This is a genomic window from Methylomonas sp. HW2-6, from assembly GCF_052474525.1.
The window spans coordinates 1236774-1254725 of record NZ_CP184124.1; the positions used below are offsets into that span (position 1 = coordinate 1236774).

At 57.5% G+C, this 17952-nt stretch carries 14 protein-coding genes; 12 read left to right on the plus strand and 2 right to left on the minus strand.

Annotation, left to right across the window (positions count from 1 at the left end):
- Window positions 1-141: 141 nt before the first annotated feature.
- From ACH518_RS06710 to ACH518_RS06725, 4 genes are read left to right on the plus strand one after another with little or no spacing between them, the layout of a single operon-like run.
- A complete protein-coding gene (locus tag ACH518_RS06710; protein ID WP_445372329.1) occupies window positions 142-378 on the plus strand; it encodes a TIGR02450 family Trp-rich protein in 237 nt (78 codons plus the stop codon).
- Between the two features lie 3 nt (window positions 379-381).
- A complete protein-coding gene (locus tag ACH518_RS06715; protein ID WP_445372330.1) occupies window positions 382-1905 on the plus strand; it encodes a deoxyribodipyrimidine photo-lyase/cryptochrome family protein in 1524 nt (507 codons plus the stop codon).
- Window positions 1905-2054, plus strand: a complete 150-nt coding sequence (locus tag ACH518_RS06720) for a DUF2256 domain-containing protein (protein WP_445372331.1) — start codon at window positions 1905-1907, stop codon at window positions 2052-2054. The genes ACH518_RS06715 and ACH518_RS06720 overlap by 1 nt, the downstream gene beginning before the upstream one ends.
- Window positions 2051-3580: a cryptochrome/photolyase family protein gene (locus tag ACH518_RS06725; protein ID WP_445372332.1), complete on the plus strand. Its 1530-nt coding sequence runs from the start codon at window positions 2051-2053 to the stop codon at window positions 3578-3580. Before ACH518_RS06720 ends, ACH518_RS06725 begins: the two co-directional genes overlap by 4 nt.
- 184 nt (window positions 3581-3764) lie before the next feature.
- Here ACH518_RS06725 and ACH518_RS06730 read toward each other — a convergent pair whose 3' ends face one another.
- Window positions 3765-4592, minus strand: a complete 828-nt coding sequence (locus ACH518_RS06730; protein ID WP_140912108.1) for a hypothetical protein — start codon at window positions 4590-4592, stop codon at window positions 3765-3767.
- A 76-nt stretch (window positions 4593-4668) separates the two neighbouring features.
- A complete protein-coding gene (locus tag ACH518_RS06735; RefSeq protein WP_445372333.1) occupies window positions 4669-5835 on the minus strand; it encodes a pentapeptide repeat-containing protein in 1167 nt (388 codons plus the stop codon).
- A gap of 308 nt (window positions 5836-6143) precedes the next feature.
- Between ACH518_RS06735 and ACH518_RS06740 the strand changes: the two genes are divergently transcribed.
- The 8 genes from ACH518_RS06740 (at window position 6144) to ACH518_RS06775 (ending at window position 17695) form a co-directional block, all read left to right on the plus strand.
- Window positions 6144-9149: a TonB-dependent receptor gene (locus ACH518_RS06740; RefSeq protein ID WP_445372334.1), complete on the plus strand. Its 3006-nt coding sequence runs from the start codon at window positions 6144-6146 to the stop codon at window positions 9147-9149.
- A gap of 407 nt (window positions 9150-9556) precedes the next feature.
- The gene (locus tag ACH518_RS06745) at window positions 9557-10315 is read left to right on the plus strand and encodes a hypothetical protein (RefSeq protein WP_445372335.1); all 759 of its coding nucleotides are present in this window, start codon (window positions 9557-9559) and stop codon (window positions 10313-10315) included.
- A gap of 220 nt (window positions 10316-10535) precedes the next feature.
- Window positions 10536-11129, plus strand: coding sequence for a DUF2452 domain-containing protein (locus tag ACH518_RS06750; RefSeq protein ID WP_445372336.1), 594 nt, complete (start codon window positions 10536-10538; stop codon window positions 11127-11129).
- On the plus strand, window positions 11126-12469 hold the full coding sequence (locus ACH518_RS06755; protein ID WP_445372337.1) for a hypothetical protein: 1344 nt from the start codon (window positions 11126-11128) through the stop codon (window positions 12467-12469). Before ACH518_RS06750 ends, ACH518_RS06755 begins: the two co-directional genes overlap by 4 nt.
- 18 nt (window positions 12470-12487) lie before the next feature.
- Window positions 12488-13033, plus strand: a complete 546-nt coding sequence (locus tag ACH518_RS06760) for a hypothetical protein (protein ID WP_445372338.1) — start codon at window positions 12488-12490, stop codon at window positions 13031-13033.
- 41 nt (window positions 13034-13074) lie between these two features.
- Window positions 13075-14445, plus strand: a complete 1371-nt coding sequence (locus tag ACH518_RS06765; protein WP_445372339.1) for a hypothetical protein — start codon at window positions 13075-13077, stop codon at window positions 14443-14445.
- On the plus strand, window positions 14430-14906 hold the full coding sequence (locus ACH518_RS06770) for a hypothetical protein (protein ID WP_445372340.1): 477 nt from the start codon (window positions 14430-14432) through the stop codon (window positions 14904-14906). Before ACH518_RS06765 ends, ACH518_RS06770 begins: the two co-directional genes overlap by 16 nt.
- Window positions 14907-14920: 14 nt before the next feature.
- Window positions 14921-17695 (plus strand): CHAT domain-containing protein, encoded by a 2775-nt coding sequence (locus tag ACH518_RS06775; protein ID WP_445372341.1) that lies wholly within the window; start codon window positions 14921-14923, stop codon window positions 17693-17695.
- Window positions 17696-17952 lie beyond the last annotated feature (257 nt).

The window sequence follows — 17952 nt, forward strand, 5'->3', positions numbered from 1 at the left end:
CTACAAATGATCGAACCCCACCCTCGCTCCCGCGAACGCGGGAGCCCCGTTGCGCATTCGATTCGCACCTTGGCTGCAAAATCTCGCCAAATCCGGATCGACTGGTAAGCTCGCAGACTAAACGCCCGCATCTCGCCAGTCATGAACCCAACCAAACCGCCCAAACTCAATCCGCGTAAATTGCTGCTCAGCAAATGGACCGCCGTCGCGCCGCAAAATAAGGAAAAGCATTTCATCGTCAGTAAAGTGCTATGGCCCGACGATCCGACGTTGCCGTTGGAGTTGATCGAGCTGGAAGCGGTGCACAGCAAGCGCATCCAACTACTGCCGTGGCGGGCCTTGCAGGACACCGCCACCTGGCGCCAAGGCTGGCATTGAGCGATGAGTTACAACCTGGTCTGGTTCAAGCGCGATCTGCGCCTGCGCGACCACGCGCCGCTGTGGCAAGCTTGCCGCCATGGTCCGGTCCAGTGCCTGTACATCATCGAACCCAGCCTGTGGGCCGCGGCCGATGCGGCAAGCCAACATTACCTTTTTCTGCGGGAAAGTCTGTTAGACCTGGATTTGGCGCTACGAAAACGCGGTGGCGGCTTGCGGGTTGAAATCGGCGAAGCGGTCGATGTACTGGAACGGCTGTGGCGGCAGGCGCCATTCGCGGCCATATATTCGCATCAGGAAACCGGCAACTGGCTCAGCTTTCAGCGCGACTTGGCCGTGCAGCGCTGGTGCCGGACTCGGCGCTTACCCTGGCACGAATATCCCCAATTCGGGGTGGTGCGCCGCCTGCGGGATCGCGATTTGTGGCAGACCGAGTGGGAAAAACTGATGGCGGCGAATTGTCTGGAAGCACCGACAGGCGGTCAATGGCTGCAACCGGAGCGGCGGATGAGGTTGCCCGAGCCGCAGACCTTCGGCCTGACCCAATCCGATCCGCCGCAGCGGCAACAGGGCGGGCGCCGCCAGGGCATCGAAACCTTGCGCGATTTTCTGTTCGAACGCAGCCGCGGATATCGCGGCGGCATCTCCTCGCCATTATCGGCACCAACTGCCTGCTCGCGGCTGTCGCCGTATCTGGTCTTCGGTTGCCTGAGTCTGCGGGAAGTGGTGCAAGCCAGCCGCCGCCAGATCGCTGCCTTGCCGCAAGGCGACCCGCGCCGGGCCGGTCTGACGGCTTTCGTCAGCCGTCTTTACTGGCATTGCCATTTCATCCAGAAACTGGAAAGCGAGCCGGAGCTGGAATTCAGAAATATGCATCGCGGCTACGACGGTCTGCGCGAAGCCGATTGGAATCCGCATCATTTTCAAGCCCTGATCGACGGCCGCACCGGCTGGCCGCTGGTGGATGCCTGCGTGGCGATGTTGAAGCAGACCGGTTGGCTGAATTTCCGGATGCGGGCCATGCTGGTTTCGGTGGCCAGCTATCCGCTGTGGCTGCACTGGCAGCCGGTCGGCCATTGGCTTGCTGGGCAATTTCTGGATTACGAGCCTGGCATTCACTGGAGCCAAATGCAAATGCAGGCGGGCACCACCGGCATCAACGCCACCCGCGTCTATAACCCGATCAAACAAGCTCGCGACCACGACCCGCACGGCCACTTCGTTCGGAATTGGCTGCCGGCCATGCGGCGGGTGCCACAGGCATGGCTGTTCGAACCTTGGCGGATGCCGGCCAGACTGCAACAGCAACGCGGGGTCAAGGTCGGCGTCGATATTGCCGAACCGCCGGTCGATCTGGAAATCGCCACCCGACAAGCCAAAGCCAGACTTTATGCCGTGCGTGGCAAGGCAGAAGTCAAAGCCGCCAAGGCCGCCATCGTCGCCAAACACGGTTCGCGCCAGCGGCCGGCGCGGCGTCGAAAAGCTCGAGCCGCCAGCGGCTGGATGCAAACCGAATTGGAGTTTTGATGCATCGCAAGGCTTCGCTGCCGTCGAAAGTCTGCCCGGTCTGTAACCGGCCGTTTGCCTGGCGCAAGAAATGGGCAAAAGACTGGGATGCCGTGAAATATTGCTCGGAACGCTGCCGCCGGCAACGGCCAGCGGTAACCGCGCCATGACTACATTGCGCCTGATCCTGGGCGACCAGCTCAATCCGCTGCATAGCTGGTTGGTCGATAGCGACCCGAACGTGGTCTATACGCTGATGGAAATCCGTCAGGAAACCGATTACGTGCTGCACCATGCCCAAAAAATCATCGGCATTTTTGCGGCGATGCGCGACTTTGCTGGGCAATTGGCCGCTCGAGGCCATCGCGTCCATTACCTGAAAATCGACGATGCCGACAACCGGCAAGCGCTGCCCGCCAATCTGGATTGCTTGATCGACCGCTTTCAAGCGCAGCGCTTCGAATACCAGTTGCCCGACGAATGGCGGCTGGATCGGCAGTTACGGGAGTACTGCCAAAACCTGGCTATCGCCAGTCGGGCCTGCGACAGCGAACATTTCTACACCGAGCGAGACGAAGCCGCCCAATGCTTCGGCGCCCAGCCGCATTGGTTGCTGGAAAAATTCTATCGGCGGATGCGGGTCAAACACCGCGTATTGCTCGACGACAGGCAACGGCCGCTGGGCGGGCAATGGAATTTCGACCATGACAACCGCAAGGCCTGGCCCGGCGTGCCGGCGGTGGCTTACGACAACCGGCCGCGGCATGACCATAGCGCGCTGTGGCAAGACATCGTCGCTGCCGGCGTCAACAGTTTCGGCGCGGCCGACGCCGAAGACTTTCGCTGGCCGCTGAATCGGGCGGAAGCGTTACAGCAACTCGACGCTTTTATCAGCGACGGCTTGGCCCAGTTCGGCGATTTTCAGGACGCGATGAGCCGGCGCAGTTGGCGCCTGTTTCATTCGCTGCTGTCGTTTGCGTTGAACACTAAAATGCTCAGCCCGCGCGAAGTAGTCGAGCGAGCCGAAGCAGCCTATCGCCAGGGCCAAGCGCCGCTGGCGGCCGTCGAAGGTTTCATTCGGCAAATCATCGGTTGGCGCGAATATGTGCGCGGCGTGTACTGGGCCAAGATGCCGAATTATGCGCAACTCAATCATTTCGGTCATACCCGGCCGCTGCCGTCCTGGTTCTGGACCGGCGAAACCCGCATGAACTGTCTGGCGGCCTGCATCGGCCAGTCGCTGCAATACGCTTATGCCCACCATATTCTACGGCTGATGGTGATCGGTAATTTCGCGCTGTTGGCCGGCTTGGCGCCCGAGGCCGTACATCGCTGGTATCTGGGTGTGTATATCGACGCCTTCGAATGGGTGGAACTGCCCAACACGCTGGGCATGAGCCAGTTCGCCGACGGCGGCTTGCTGGCCACCAAACCTTACGTCTCCAGCGCGGCCTACATCGACCGGATGAGCGACTATTGCAAGGGTTGTCATTACGATAAAAAAGCCCGCAGCGGGGAGCGCGCTTGTCCATTCAACGCGCTGTACTGGCATTTTTTCATCCGCCACCGCGACCAGTTACAGCGCAATCCACGCCTGAGCATGGTCTATCGCAACCTGGACCGTTTTGCCGCAACCGAACGCGATGCGCTGGTTTGCCGGGCGCAGGTAGTGGTGACGGATCTGTCCGGGCTTTGAATGGGGCTTCGCCGCAAGGGCTTACAGATGATCTGAATATTCGCGGCTCCGGTCCAACCGCAGCTATTTGATTTGAGTTGCCTGAGCTTAAGGTGCCGGGGCAACCGCAAGCTTATGCTGCTCGCGCGGTTGCGCCGGTTTACTGTCGGACGAAGCGTCCGATCGATTCCGGAGAATTGGTTAATTATTGATTGGTATTGGCACCGGCCGGCGCGAAACCGTCCACGCTGATTTCCACAACGGGTTGGCCTTCCTGACCGGTTTGACGGAAGCGCAACGCGCCGGTCACGGCGGTCGGCGTTGCCGAAGTACAGCCGCTTTGCACGTAAAACCAAGACGAATCACGCATCGACGAGCCGTCCGGGTCCATGAAGTTAACGTCCGAGGTAAAGTCCACCCAGTTGTCGCTGATGGGGGCGACCGAGGTCAGTGGTTGCGCTACCGTGCTGCCGGCGACGTGGGCGACCGAGGTAGAGGTCAAGCCGACGCGGAATAAGACTTCATCCGATGCCGAGCCGCCGCGGGTGACGAAATTGTAGCCGGCGGAAACCGGGCCGCGATTGCGAAAGCCGGCGCGTTTGAAATCGTTGACTTCGAAATACTGGGTGCCGGCTGACGACGGGTTGTAGTCGACGTTGTTCAGGCGGATTTTAGCGGCGTAAACGCAACTGGTCCCGGCAGCGTTACGCCAGACTTGGTCGGTTACGGTACCGATGGTGATGTTGTTGATGCGGATATTGCGCGGGGTGCTGACGACCAGAGAGTAGCCGCTGACCGGCGGATTGTTGCTGGGCACCGCGCAGGTGTTGTTGGCGCCGCCGTTGGGCGAAAACGTTGGCGGAGTCGACTCCAAAGAGCCGAAGTCGCCGGTCAGGTTGCAGGTCGCGTAGGCCGAAGTGCCGCCGGGGACGGCAAAGCCGGTGGCCGGTAGCGTTACCAGGCCGGTGGCCATGGCCGATCCGGAGACGGCAAAGGCGGCGAGCATTGCTGCCGCAAGTGATGTGTGTTTCATGGTTTCTCCTTAGTTCGATAAATTGTGTGTCGTTGCTATTGAGGAGGGTTTGCTCGTCCTTGAGCATTGGAATCGGCTAGAAGCCGTGTCCAACGCAGGTGGTTACCTGGGTTCCGTCGACCGTCACGCCATCCGGACAGATGGCGGACAGAAATTGGGTGCGGCTATCGATAATGGCCCGCTCGCTGCCTTTGGCCGCCGAGAGGTCGGCGCCGCGTAAATCCGCGCCGGACAGATCGCTACCACCGAGTTCCGCCCCCGCTAAGTTGGCCTGTTGCAGATCGGCATCGGCAAGTAAGGCATCGTTTAAATTGGCGTCGGACAGATTAGCTTCCCGCAACCGGGTGTCGGTCAGTGCGGCGCCGGCTAAATTGGCGTAGCTGAGGTTGCTGTTACGCATGTCGGCGTTTGCCAATTGGGTGCCGCTGAGTTCCGCGCCGGTCATGGTGGCGTGGGCCAATTGCGCCTGGGACATGTCGGCGCCGGCCAGTTTGGCGCCGGACAAATTGGATTGGCTGAAGTTGGTTTGTTGCAGATTGGCCGATTCGGCGATCAGCGGGTTGTTGCCGTCGGATTGCAAGCTGGACAGATTGGCGCCGGCCACCCGGGTTTCGGCGCCGATGACCAGCGAACCGATCACTGCCGCGCCGGATAAATCGGCGCCGCTCAAATCAGCGCGGCCCAATTCGCCGCCCAAACGGGCTTTGAACAGCACGGCGCCGGCTAAATTTCGATCCTTCAGGCTCGTGTTCTCGCTAAAGTCGCAACGGGTCAGATCATCGCCGGCCTTGGCGGTTCGGCAAGTTTCCAGGTCAGCGGCCTTGTAGGTCTTTAACCAGCGCCAGTAGTTAGGGCTGCTGTCCGGCACTTGGTTTTGATTCTCGGCTTGTAGGCTCAAATAGGCCGAGCCGGCGTAGTTGACCCGGTCATTGGCGGCATAGATCGGGGTTTCCCCCCAGTCGCCGCGAAACACACCAGGTAATTTTCCCGCGGGAGCCGGATTTGGATCGTTAGGCGATAGGGTTGTCGGGTCGGTATCGGTCAATGCCAAGTCGGCATTGCTCGATGCATTGGCCGTTGCGGCGTTTGGTTGTGGCAGAGTCGGCTTTGCACCATTGCCAATCAAGAGCTTAGGGGTAGCGAGCGAGTTTTGGTCGTCGGTCGCCCATTGCAGGGCGCCGCCGAAAATCATGGCTACCGAAGCGATACCGGCGCCGGATAACACCGTCTTGTAAATATTCATAAGCGTGCTGACGAGTCGAAGAATTCGGTCTTCGCTACCGAGACCTGTTTTTCATTCTAGCAGGCATATTGCTGCATAAAGCGCAGGAAAAAATCCTAAAAAATTATTGAAATATAAGGAATTTTTCCTGTATCTCTCGAAGAGGTTGCCGATTAGAATCGCGCAGTTTTCGTTAGAGCCATCCTCGCAAGAGGCCAACTTACCAACCACTGACCTTTCCCATGTTGTCGCTTTCCGATCGCTATTCACCGCACTCAGTCTGCGGATGCCGAACTACGTTCTCTTGGTTGCTTCTAGCGTTGATCCTGATGTTTGGTGTCCGCCAATGTCCGGCGGCAGAGCGCGAAGTCGAAGCCAACGAATTGGATAGTGTCATCGTCGAAGGCAAACCTACCGCCAAGATCAGCCCGCTCGAAGGGTTGCAACTGGACAAAGAGCAAATCGCCGGCAACATTCAGTCGATCTCCGCCAAAGACATTAAGGAATCCCTGGCCACCAGCATGGGCGACTTGATGAACAGCCATTTGCAATCGGTTAACGTCAACGATTACCAGGGCAACCCGTTCCAGATGGACATCAGCTACCGCGGCTTTTCAGCGTCGCCGCAATTGGGTACGCCGCAAGGCCTGTCGGTATTTATCGACGGCGTCAGGGTGAACGAACCCTTCGGCGATATCGTCAATTGGGATTTGATCCCGATGAACGCCTTGTCCAGCATGGACGTATTTCCGGGGTCCAATCCGTTGTTCGGATTGAATACGCTGGGCGGCGCCTTGTCGCTACGCACCAAAAACGGTTTTGACGATAGCGGCGTCAACTTGCGGTTTACCGGCGGATCGTGGGACCGGAAGAAAGGCGAGCTGACCGCCGGTTGGAACAACGGTACCGTCGCCGCTTTTGTGTCCTTTACCGGATTCGACGAAGAAGGCTGGCGAGACAATTCGCCGTCCCAGGTTAACCAGGGTTTCGCTCGTTTCGATGTGCGCGGCGACAATTACAATCTGCGTTTCAGCACCTTGGTGGTGGGCAACAACCTGTTGGGAAACGGCTTGATTCCGACCGATTTGTACCGGCAGGATCCGGCCTCGGTGTTTACTTCGCCGGACAGCACCCAAAATCAGCTCCAGCAATACACCTTGGGCGGCGAACTGTTTTTGAACGACGAGTGGAGTGTCACCGGGCAAATATACCGCCGCGACAGTAACCGTAAATCGGTTGCCGGCGATATTTACGAGGGATTTTCCGACATGAGCGTCGACGGACCGGGAAAGGATCAAGTGGTGCAAGCGAACGGCACTTTGACCGGAGAGCCGGTGTGCCGCTACCAGGATGCCAATCACGACGGCATTATCGATTACGGTCTTTTTATCTACGACCCCTTTACCGGCACCAGTACCCTTGATCCGACGAGCATAAACAAAAAGAACTTGACGGTGGAGGAAAGTAATAATCTGTTTCCGTTGGATCCTTTGAATTTAAGTACCGGCTGCAGCACCGTGCGTTACGAGCGCGTGTCCGGCCCGCGCAACGGTGCGGCGGTTAACAACACCGATCCGATCGATCCCAATCCGATTTATTCGCCCGCCGGCTACATTCCTGGAACTCCGATCGGGGTATTGAGCAAAACCGACATCGGCCAGATCACCGACGGCGCCTCGCTGCAATTGAACTGGAACAACAAGCGGCATAAATTCATGTTCGGCGGCTCTATCGATTATGCCTCGACCGATTTCGACACCAGCCAGCGCCTTGGTTTGATCGACGCCAGTCACCGGGTGTATCTGGACCCGGCCAACATCGATCCGATTTACACCGCCAGCCAGCAGGACATCAATAACAACTCCTTCAGCGGCGTTTCCCGCACTCTCAGCGGCTATTTCAGCGAGACGTTTTCGCCGGTGGATAATCTGCACCTGAGCGTTTCCGGTCGCTTCAATCGCACCAACGTCAAAAACCGGATGCGGGCTCGTACCCGTGCCGGTTTCGAAAGTTTGAGCGATATCAAAGACCTCAATCAATACCGGCCGACGGTCATTTTGTGCAACGGCAGCGATCTGGCCTCGTGTGGGGACACGCCCAACTACAACGACGAGCGCTGGTTAAATGACGTTTATAACTCTCAAAACCCGTACTACGGCCTGGGCCAATATAGCGAAACCCCAACTTCGGAAAGCTTCGACTACACCTCGTTCAACCCGTCGGCCGGCTTTAGTTATCTGCCGTTCAAAAACCAGGATGTACCATACAAGGACTTGAATCCGTTCTTTAACTGGAGCCGGGGCACGCGGACGCCGTCCACTGTGGAACTGGGCTGCGCTTACGACGGCACCATGGTGCCGCAAGATCCGGGCGATCCCAACTCGCAATCAATACCTAAAAGCTTGGCGACAATCGGCGGCTCCTGCACCTTGCCGACCGCCTTGTCCGGCGATCCGTTTCTGCCGCAGATTTTCGCGAGTTCTTATGAATTTGGGGTGCGCGGCAAAGTTTTCGGCGATTGGAATTGGAATGCCGGCGTCTACCGCACCGATGTCAGCAACGACATTTATCTGGTCGGGATTACCGCCGACCGTAGCTTTTTCGACACCATCGGCGAGACCCGGCGGCAGGGGATCGAGTTCGGTTTTTCCGGCAAGGCCGGCATCGTCGATTTCTCGCTGAACTACGGCTATACCGACGCTACCTTCCAGTCGCATCTGTTCATGCTGAGTCCGCACAACAGCAGCGCCGCTCAGCGCGATGTCAATGCCGACTTCGGGCAGCAATTGTACGATTCGACCGGGAGGCCGATTGTGGCCTTGCAGGACATGATCGAAGTAAACCCCGGTGACCGTATGCCCGGTGTGCCGTTACACAACATCAACGCTTCGCTGAATTTTCATGTAACCGAGCAATGGCAGTTCGGCATCAACATGGTGGCGCACACCGCCTCCTTCGTGCGCGGTAACGAAAACAACGACCATCAGCAGGGCGCCTACCACTATTACTACACCACCGACCAACTGGGTAATTCGATCCTGGTCAGAGGCCGCCAATACAAAGATGCCGGCAGCGTCTCCGGCTTTGCCATCTTTAATTTGAAAACCCAATACCAAGTCAGTAAGACGGTCAAAGTGTTCGGCATGATCAATAACTTGTTCGATCGGCAATATGCGACGGCCGGGCGGCTGGGTACCAATCCGTTTTCGCCGTCGGAGCGCGGTGCCATCGGTCCGAGTGGCTGGAATTACAACTCCAGGGATTGGCTGAGCAGTACCTTCATCGGGCCCGGTGCGCCCAGAGCGTATTGGGTCGGAATCGAGATGTCGTTCTAAACCGCAACAAGCCAAGTCTTACCCCCAGATTGGCTTATCCCCCAAACGGTGAAAGGCTGACGGCGCGGAAACCCGGCCGTAGCACATTTTGCCGTTTGTGAAATATTCACCTGCAAATACCCTCTCTGGGGAGGGGGAAGCGCAGCGCCGGACCGATTACAGTATCCGCCCAGTAACCGGGCTAATGCGTCGAAGCACAACTCAAAGCACGCCCCCGGTTAACCGCAGTTCGGCAACGGCGATTCGCTCGCGGTTTCCGCGCTACTGCAAGTACCGACAGCTTCGGCGCATCCAGGCCGTGCTGTTGCATGCCGCCATAACCTTGCGGTTTGGCGGTTGTTGATGTTGATCTGCCCCCCCAAGGATGCGGCCAACATGTTTTAGTCCATTTCAATACTCAGGTGAATATGATGAATCTTGTTAAATCTTCGCTACTGGCCGTGCTGCTGTTGCCGGCGATCAGCTCCAACGCCAGCGCCGCCCTGGTGACGGTCGACGCCGCCAACTTCGGCATCTTCGAAAAAACCGTCAGCGGTGCCACGACTATTGTTTCCCATACCACGCCGGATAATCTGCCGCGCTACGACCTGGGCAGTCCTTTTTCCGACACGACGACCCAGATTACCATCCGTCATTATTTTGTTTACGACTTGAGCCAAATCACCGGCAAGATCGTCGGCGCGACCTTGAAAATCTTCTCGCCCAGTGACGCCAGATCGCCGAACGAAACCGATCACTACAAAATTTCCGCGGTTTCGACCGGCGTCGATGTGCTGACCAACGGCAATTCCAGCGCAGCGGAAAATCTGGCAGCCTTCGATGACATGAACGACGGCACCCTTTATGGCCAGGCCGACTTGAAGGCCTCCACCATCACCACCGGTTCGATTCTGACCATCGATTTGGCGGGGGCGCTGGCTGACTTGAACGCCAAACTGGGCGGCAAGTTCGCGTTGGGCGGGGCCATCGATCCTCTCGTCAGCCAAGATGACGGCAGCGGCAACTTGCTGGTGCCTTATTACTTCACGAGCGCGCAAAACAGCACCGATCCAGTACCGCAATTGATCCTGGAAACCGCGCCGGTGCCGCTGCCGGCGGCTTGGACCTTGTTCCTGGCCGGCGCAGCCGGTTTGTCGTTCGCCAAAAAACGGCGGCTGGCGGCCTGACGCAATCGGCGGCCTTTGCGGCCGCGGTCTCCATTTGCTGCCGGCCTGTACGACGAGGGCCGGCACGTTCCGATCCCGCCAGCGTCTTCCAGCTACCCTGGATTTTTGGTATTGAACACATCGGGAACTGACACCCCGCTATTTTGGTACGATGATGCCGCGGCGGTCGGCGCGTAGCCGGCGCCGCGCAAATCCTTCGGCAGATTAGCGGACACTTGGCATGACGAGTTCAATCAACAAATCGGCAAATCCCCAGGGCAAGGGCTTGGTCGCGCTATTGGACAGCTTGCAACAAGCCAAGCAGCAACTGGTCGTACCCGCCAAGAACCTTCAACAAATCAGCAGCGACTTGTTCACCTCGCTGTTCGTGTTAAACAGCCAGATTCGCTTCAAACCGACCGCCGGGCAAACCTATTGGCTGTACTTCAAGGATAACCAGTACCGGCTGTCGTTGATCGCGCCGGAGCAATGGCCGCCGGCCCAATCCGGCCGCTTCATCGGCGCATGCGAACTGCAAGCCGATTTGAGCTGGACCCTGGAATTGGCGGACGATTGCGTCAATGACAACGCGTTCCTGCAGGAAATCGCCGACCGCCGCCAACAACTGCAACAAGCCGAAACCATCGACGCCGCCTTGCCGGTATATCTGGAAACCCTGCCGTACCCTCGCCTCGGCACTGGCTTATTCGCTGAAACAATCGATGCAAAAATCCGGAATTTCCGGCTTGAGTTATCGGCAGGCGGAAAGGTTGCTCGCAGGGCCAAGCGAATAACAAATAACCCTGGATATGTGATTTTGAACGAGGCGATATGAAAAAAGCTCCGCCCCAAGCCGTGGTCATATTTGCCGCAACGATTGCGCAGCATATTGCCGATAGTTTACAACGCTCCGATAAGTCGGTATCCAGCCTACTAATCAATGCGATCAGAGCCGAGCTGGCCAAAACCTATTTTCGCCGCGAACTGCTGTTTCGAGACTTCGACAAGCGGAAAGAGCGCGACGATAGCCTGGACTTGATTTCCGGTACAGACGAATTCCCTGCGGAATTGGCATGCAACGAATCCGACCGTTCGCAGCCTGCTAACTATCCTAACGATTATCAGGCCCATACTTACATTGCCGAAGTACTGCTGCGTCCGCTTGAAACCGCGCCTAACCGAAAAGATGCTTTGCCGACGAATGTACATTCGCTGTTGCTGTTTCTAATCCGGCTCGCGCCCGACATACGCTGGCAAGCCGCGCGAATGGGCCGCGAACGCGGTTTGACTCAACGGATTAACGACGATTTTTTTAGGCCGGTCGCCTTGAAGCTCGCGGCGATAGCTAACAAGGCTAAAGCGCTTAAAGCCTTGGCCCTCAGCTTGCGCGAACAATACGGAAACCTATGGCTGAAGGCGGCCGATAATCGTCAGGAAGTTCCGGAAACTTTAACCCTGTTCGACGTTATCGAAACGGTGCCCAGGCCGCTAAGCCTGAAAATTGCTGACGACAAGTTTGTCGAAGGTTACCTGCCATTGATCGAGCATATCGTGCTATCGTTGAACGAAGGTTACGGATTGTTACGCTCGATTGGCCTGCCGCCCGACGAGTTTTTGCGGTTGTTATACGGAAGCGATGCCGATAAACAGCTTTCCATCGGCCGGTTGCGTGAATTAAAAGCTATAAAAAAAGCCGCCCATCGTTATCTGGCCCGCGGCGAGAAAACGACGCCTTACGCCGCTTATCGGCAGGTGTTTCAGGATATATCGGGCGGAGGCAGCGACTTGAGCAACGCCGGTTTCGACAGTTTTAGCGCGTTTGCCGCCAGCCCGGTCGGAGCGTATTTACTGCAAATGACTGAAGTGGAGTACCAAGCGCCGGACGATGAATCCGGTAGCGACGACCCCGGTCTGCAAGCGGAGCTGGAGCAACAACTGGCGCAAACCCTGGATAGGAACGACGCCAAGATAAGCCGGGTAGCGCGATATGCCGCCAAACGCTTGTTGACGGATCATTATTGTTACGATCAAGTATTCGCCGAACCCCAATTTCAGCAATTGCTGGTCAGCGATCCCAAGTACGCCCATTTAGGCAGGGATGCGGTGTTCACCAAAATTATGCGGGAAGTCGAAACCGTCCTGCGCAGCTTCGACTTTGACGATGAAGGTTATTGAGTAAACAGGTCGCTCCTCATGCCCATATCGGAAAAACAACTCTGGCAAGAAGTGTATCGAAGGCTGGAGCTTATCCAAGCTGAAACGCCGGTGTCGCAAACGACCATCGATAGTTATGCCGAAACATGGCCGGACCAACTAGCGGACGAAACCGCGGAGCAATGGTTCGGAAGAGCCCGGCGACTGGCCCAAGTGATTCCATTCCGGCCTGCCGTGTTCCAACCCCTCACCGAAATCCGCCGCCTGGCCGCCGATACCCTGGAAAGCGAGTTCCCGTTACCGTCCGCCCCCCTGCTATCGCAAGACCAACAGTTTCGGTTGACTATTCAGGCCCTAGCCGACGACAAATTGCAATTGACCTTGGAAACTCTGGGCATCGCCAGTCACCGATACGCCCATTGCGTGCTGGGAATAGCCGCCGCCGACTCCAAAAGCCAACTCATCTGTGCCGTACGTTTAAACGCTGACGGTGAAGGCGTCGATTCGTCTTTGCAGAATACCCCGGCCATTCGCAAAGCGCTGGTCAATCCAGTCATTGCCTTGATCGAATCTTCCGCAACTTAAATCCGAACGTCCGAGTTGATCCAGTTAGCAGGGTTAGGGCCATGTTTTTACGCCGATTCTTTTCGCCAAGTCCGCAGAGCTCGCACGTTTTCATTCCGTTAAAAAATCTTTCCCGGCACCACCACACGCTGCTGGAAATTTATGCAGAAGATCAGCCCCACGGCGGCTCGACGTCCGACCGGGAGGCAAAAGCCGTGGACAAAGGCTGGAATATCGTAGCCGCGCCATTAATGGCCAGCGGCCTGTATGCCGACGGCTTATCGGTGGTCAACGCCATCCGCCGCTTTCCCTTGCAGCCGGCTTGGTCGATTTTGGGCTGGACGCGCCGCGCCAATTGGCTGGACCGGCAGCGCCTATATGTGGCGAGCCAACCCGAAAACATCGAGGGCGACAGCGCGCAACTGGGTTTGGCCATCGCCTTGTTGATGAACGGCAGCGCTGGTCCGCATCGGTTCGCGATAGCCACCGGCCGTTTGAATGGTGGGCGTTTTATCGCCAACGACATCGGCATAGACGAAGTCAACGGCATTCCGGAAAAACTCGATATCGTGATCGACGCCTGCAACATCGGCCGATTTCCCAAGCAGGCTTTGTACTTTTTTACCCCGAAAACCTTTAGCCGTAACGACGAAAAGATTGCCGTTTTATCGTTACCGCAAATCGGCACCTTGCAAGCGCTCGGCATCACGGTATGTGCAATCGATACGCTCAGCGAGGCGCAAAAATGGCTGGGCGCACATCGACTGAGGATATCCGCGGCCGAGCGGCGGATAAACTTGGTCGCCAAGTTTACCGCCGTTCTGCTTGGGTTATGGCTTACCGGCTACGCATGGCTGCAAACGCCCATCGACTTGAAACTGCTAGCCCCCAAAGTCGGCATGGCTAAAGCGCCGTTCCTGGTATGCACGTCCGACGCTCCCAACGGGCGTAGCGTCAAATACCTTGACTTACCCAGAGACGGCAGCATGCCCTTGTTGCCGTTATTGGCCGAGAACACCCGACATGCGGAAGTCAGATTGGGCTTGTTACTGCGGGCCGAGGATAGCCTGTTGCCCATCGACTATTACCTCGCCTTAGTCAACTACGGCGAAAAAACCGGTTTAAACATCATGAGTACCAGGCAAGATAGTCCGCCTCCGAACACAATACGTATCGGCCCCGGCCAAGCCACGCCGCTGGAATGGGTGATGAAAGAACCGGCTCAAGCGGAAAACGACGTGTTCATCGTCTTGATCCAACACTTGCCATTTTCCGCAAGCGAGATCGAAAGCCAGTTTCATAGCCGCTTCCCCTATGATGGTCCGCCACCCTCGGTATCCGCAGTGATGAATTTTTTTCAAGCCGATTTTCCGGTGGGGTACAGTTTTTTCTATCAATCGAGCAACGACGACCCAACATGTATAAATCGATAAGCCTAATCGTGTCGTTCGTCTATGCCGGCTTGGCCTGTGCGGACACACAATCGCCCTGTTTGAGTTACCAAACCTTGAAAGCCGGCAGAATTGTATTTTTACAAAATCAAGCCGCTCATGCCGGAAAGCGGCATTACGCCTTGAGCATGACCGATGCAGCCGACGGCTATGCCGGCTTGAAGGAAGTCTTAGCCGGCGGCGAACCATTGATCGCGGTACCGGATCAATCCAAACCGGTCTATCAAATTCCCGATCGAGCCAAACGCATTCACGTTTTTACCGCCCATCGGCCGCTCGCCGCCGTCCCGCTGCAAGCCGCTATTGTCGCTCATCAACCTAACCGGCCCATCGATAAACGCAATACCGGGCCCATCGTGCAGGCCTTGACGCCGGAAACGGACCAGCCCGGCAGCATTCCGCCCACCGACTTGTTGTGCTATTTCACCATCGAATTACCCTGATTCCGGGAGCTGCCATGACGATTAACCCGGTGTTTGCTGTTACCGTTCTTTGGCGTGGGCTGAGCCGGTCCAAGCCTGAGGCGGCCCGTCCCGGCACGGTAGCTGCGGAGCATAAACATGAACGGCTATTTTACGGCCGGGTAAATCGTCTCGTGCCCTGGCTGGTGAGCGGGCTGATGCTGACGCTGTCCGGTTGCGCCGGGCAACCGACCAGTGGCAATGAGAACGCTGCCTTGCAGCAAGTCGATGCCCTCACTCTGGCCGGCGATTTTTGCGGCGCAGCCGAGGTGTTGTATGCCGAAATTCCGCGGCAGCCGCACCCCGGTTATATGGCTACCAAGGTTCGCCTATTGTTTTTGCAGCGATTGGGGGTTTGCGCACAACTGCGCGGCGCAACAGCCGAATCGGATAACCGGGCGCAACAGGTTCACGCCGAAGGCGTGGCAAAATTCGCGTTTGCCGACACCCAATTGACGGCCGATTTTCATCATGAACTTGCCAATTACTATTTCGTAACCGCTCGCATTGGCTACGGCGTACCGTGGCTGCTGCAAGAACTGCCTCTGAGAGAACGCCTGGGCGAGTATTTTCCGCTGGCCCGCGTACAAACCTTGTTAGGGTTTTATCACTACATCGTCGGGGCGGACCGGCAAGCCGAGCGTCTGTTGCGACAAGCCCGCGCAAACGCCGCACATTGCGAGTTTGCCGTGGCGGACGTGTTCGATCAATTGACGGTGGAACTGTTGAAAGCCCTGCCCAGCCAACGGGCGACGGCTAAAGAATTCGTGCAATTTATCAAAACCGACATCCGGCAAAAAAATCTGCCGCGAGCGGAATGGGAAGCCTACGTCAACAGCAACGCGGCGCAATTGTTCGAGGCATTCCAACACGGCAAAAAATTCAGTCTTAGCGACGGCACCAACCACATGGTTGGGTCGGACCAGCCGGAACAAGTACCCTACGATGCGGCAGGTAGCTATACCCAAATGATGACGCTGTGGCTACAAATCGGCGCATCGCGCGGTGACCGGGCGCAACTGGCCGAAATCTATCGGGACGTGGCGGCCAAAATCCGGAAGCATCCGGCCTTGAAGGCGCCGGTCGAGCAAGCCGCGGTCATCGCATTCGCCGAGGTCGGCGACCTGGACAATGCCTATGCCGGTTTGGCATCGGCCAAAAGCGATAGCGACGAGTTGGTAGCGTTAGCGCCCGGCATCAAATCTCTATTGGAGCAACAGCAGACCTGCTCCAGCGGCGGGGTGGAGCTAGCGGCGGGACATTATGTCGAGGCGATTGCCGCGCTCGAACAGTGCATAGCACAGGGAGAAAATTCCGACAAAACCTGGAATCAGGCCAGCCGCACCCGTTACCCGACGTATTTGGGGCTGGCCTACGAAGCCTCCGGCGACAACGATCGCGCCCAAGCCGCCTTCACCCATGCCGTGACCGCGTTCGAACCGATGCGCCGCAATATTCCGCTGGCCGACCGGGCGATCCTGTTTCGGGAAAAAAATCTGCGCGCGCCGTATTGGGGTTTGCTCAGGCTAGCGGCCAAACACGCCCAACAAACCCAGCGGGAAGCGGATTTTTTCGCGGCGCTGATCGCGGCCGACCAATTGCGCGCTCGTCAACTGGGCGATGTGTTGGCGCCGGACCAAGCCTTGTCCGCCACCGACTTGCAGGCGCTCAAAACTCGGCTGGGTTCCGATCAAGCGGTATTGATTTACACCGTGATGGACAAACATTGGGTCTTGCTGGGTTTCGACAACCAGCGCCACGTCGTCGCTATCAATCCAATTGACGCGGCCGGTTTTAACCAAACCCTGGGCGAGATTGCCGATGCGTTGGCGGACGAAACCTCTAACGCCGTCACTCTGCAAGGCAAGCTGGCCCAAGTGGGCAAGCTTCTGCTGGCACCGGCCGCTTCGGTGCTAGCCGATAAAAAGCAGTTGTTGGTCTTGACCGACGGCGCGCTGAACGGCATCCCGTTCGACGTATTGAGCTTGAGCTCCGATCTTTATCGGCCCTTGATCCAAGACTACGCAATCCGTACCGCACCGTCGTTGAAACTATTGGCCGGCGACCGCGAACGCGCCGCCACGCCGGCCGCCTTGTTTGCGCTGGGCGACCCTAAGTACCACGCCCGACCCGGTACCGCCGATGCGGCTGAGCCAGGGAACAATTCGCGGTTTTGGGACGACAGGCTGCAAGCCAGGCCTTTGCCGGAAACCCGTGCCGAAGTGCGAGCCGTCGCCGCCGCGTTTCCGCGCGTCGAAAAACAACTGCTTTTGGGTGCCGACGCCAGCGAATCCCAACTCAAACGGATTGACTTTAGCCGCTACGGTTATCTGCATTTCGCCACTCATGGCATCCTGGGCGGGACCATACCCGGCATTTGGGAGCCCGCGCTAATATTGGCCGAGGAAAACGGCGGCAACACCTTTCTGGTGGCCAGCGACGTCGAGCGCTTGCATCTCAACGCCGAGCTGGCGGTATTGTCCGCCTGCGAAACCGGCGAAGGCAGTTACATCGTCGGCGAAGGCACGTTGAGCATGGCGCGCGCCTTCATGAAAGCCGGGGCGCGCAATCTGGTCGCCTCGTTGTGGCAAGTGCCCTCGGCGAGCACCCGGGAAATAATGGAGTTGTTTTACCGCCAACTGCAACAAGGCGTAGCCGTCGATGCGGCCTTGCGCAACGCCAAACTGGCTTGGTTGCAAAGCCGGATGCAGCGAAACGAGGCAGCCAGCCATCCGGCGTATTGGGCGGCATTTGTATTGTTCGGCCGCTAGGGGGAATCGCCGATTACTTATTAAACGGCGGGAGCTATTTGCATTTTAGCGTTGGAAATCAGGCCGATCGCAATTTTTAAATCTCGCCAGTAGAACTGGGCTGGGAGGAATGCTCGTTAGCGGTTAAAAGCTGTCAGAAGGCGCTAAGGCTAAAATGCAGGCCGTGTTGAATTTACGAGCCGCACCGGTCGAGCGATGCAGTGCAGTTTTTACCTACAAGCTTGATCGTCTTGGAGGTCTTTTCCATTCATGATGGG

Bases quoted from the DNA above. Each gene is read 5' to 3' on its own strand.
- ACH518_RS06710 (WP_445372329.1), top strand. From the start codon at position 142: ATGAACCCAACCAAACCGCCCAAACTCAATCCGCGTAAATTGCTGCTC.
- ACH518_RS06715 (WP_445372330.1), top strand. From the start codon at position 382: ATGAGTTACAACCTGGTCTGGTTCAAGCGCGATCTGCGCCTGCGCGAC.
- ACH518_RS06720 (WP_445372331.1), top strand. From the start codon at position 1,905: ATGCATCGCAAGGCTTCGCTGCCGTCGAAAGTCTGCCCGGTCTGTAAC.
- ACH518_RS06725 (WP_445372332.1), top strand. From the start codon at position 2,051: ATGACTACATTGCGCCTGATCCTGGGCGACCAGCTCAATCCGCTGCAT.
- ACH518_RS06730 (WP_140912108.1), bottom strand. From the start codon at position 4,592: ATGAAACACACATCACTTGCGGCAGCAATGCTCGCCGCCTTTGCCGTC.
- ACH518_RS06735 (WP_445372333.1), bottom strand. From the start codon at position 5,835: ATGAATATTTACAAGACGGTGTTATCCGGCGCCGGTATCGCTTCGGTA.
- ACH518_RS06740 (WP_445372334.1), top strand. From the start codon at position 6,144: ATGTTTGGTGTCCGCCAATGTCCGGCGGCAGAGCGCGAAGTCGAAGCC.
- ACH518_RS06745 (WP_445372335.1), top strand. From the start codon at position 9,557: ATGATGAATCTTGTTAAATCTTCGCTACTGGCCGTGCTGCTGTTGCCG.
- ACH518_RS06750 (WP_445372336.1), top strand. From the start codon at position 10,536: ATGACGAGTTCAATCAACAAATCGGCAAATCCCCAGGGCAAGGGCTTG.
- ACH518_RS06755 (WP_445372337.1), top strand. From the start codon at position 11,126: ATGAAAAAAGCTCCGCCCCAAGCCGTGGTCATATTTGCCGCAACGATT.
- ACH518_RS06760 (WP_445372338.1), top strand. From the start codon at position 12,488: ATGCCCATATCGGAAAAACAACTCTGGCAAGAAGTGTATCGAAGGCTG.
- ACH518_RS06765 (WP_445372339.1), top strand. From the start codon at position 13,075: ATGTTTTTACGCCGATTCTTTTCGCCAAGTCCGCAGAGCTCGCACGTT.
- ACH518_RS06770 (WP_445372340.1), top strand. From the start codon at position 14,430: ATGTATAAATCGATAAGCCTAATCGTGTCGTTCGTCTATGCCGGCTTG.
- ACH518_RS06775 (WP_445372341.1), top strand. From the start codon at position 14,921: ATGACGATTAACCCGGTGTTTGCTGTTACCGTTCTTTGGCGTGGGCTG.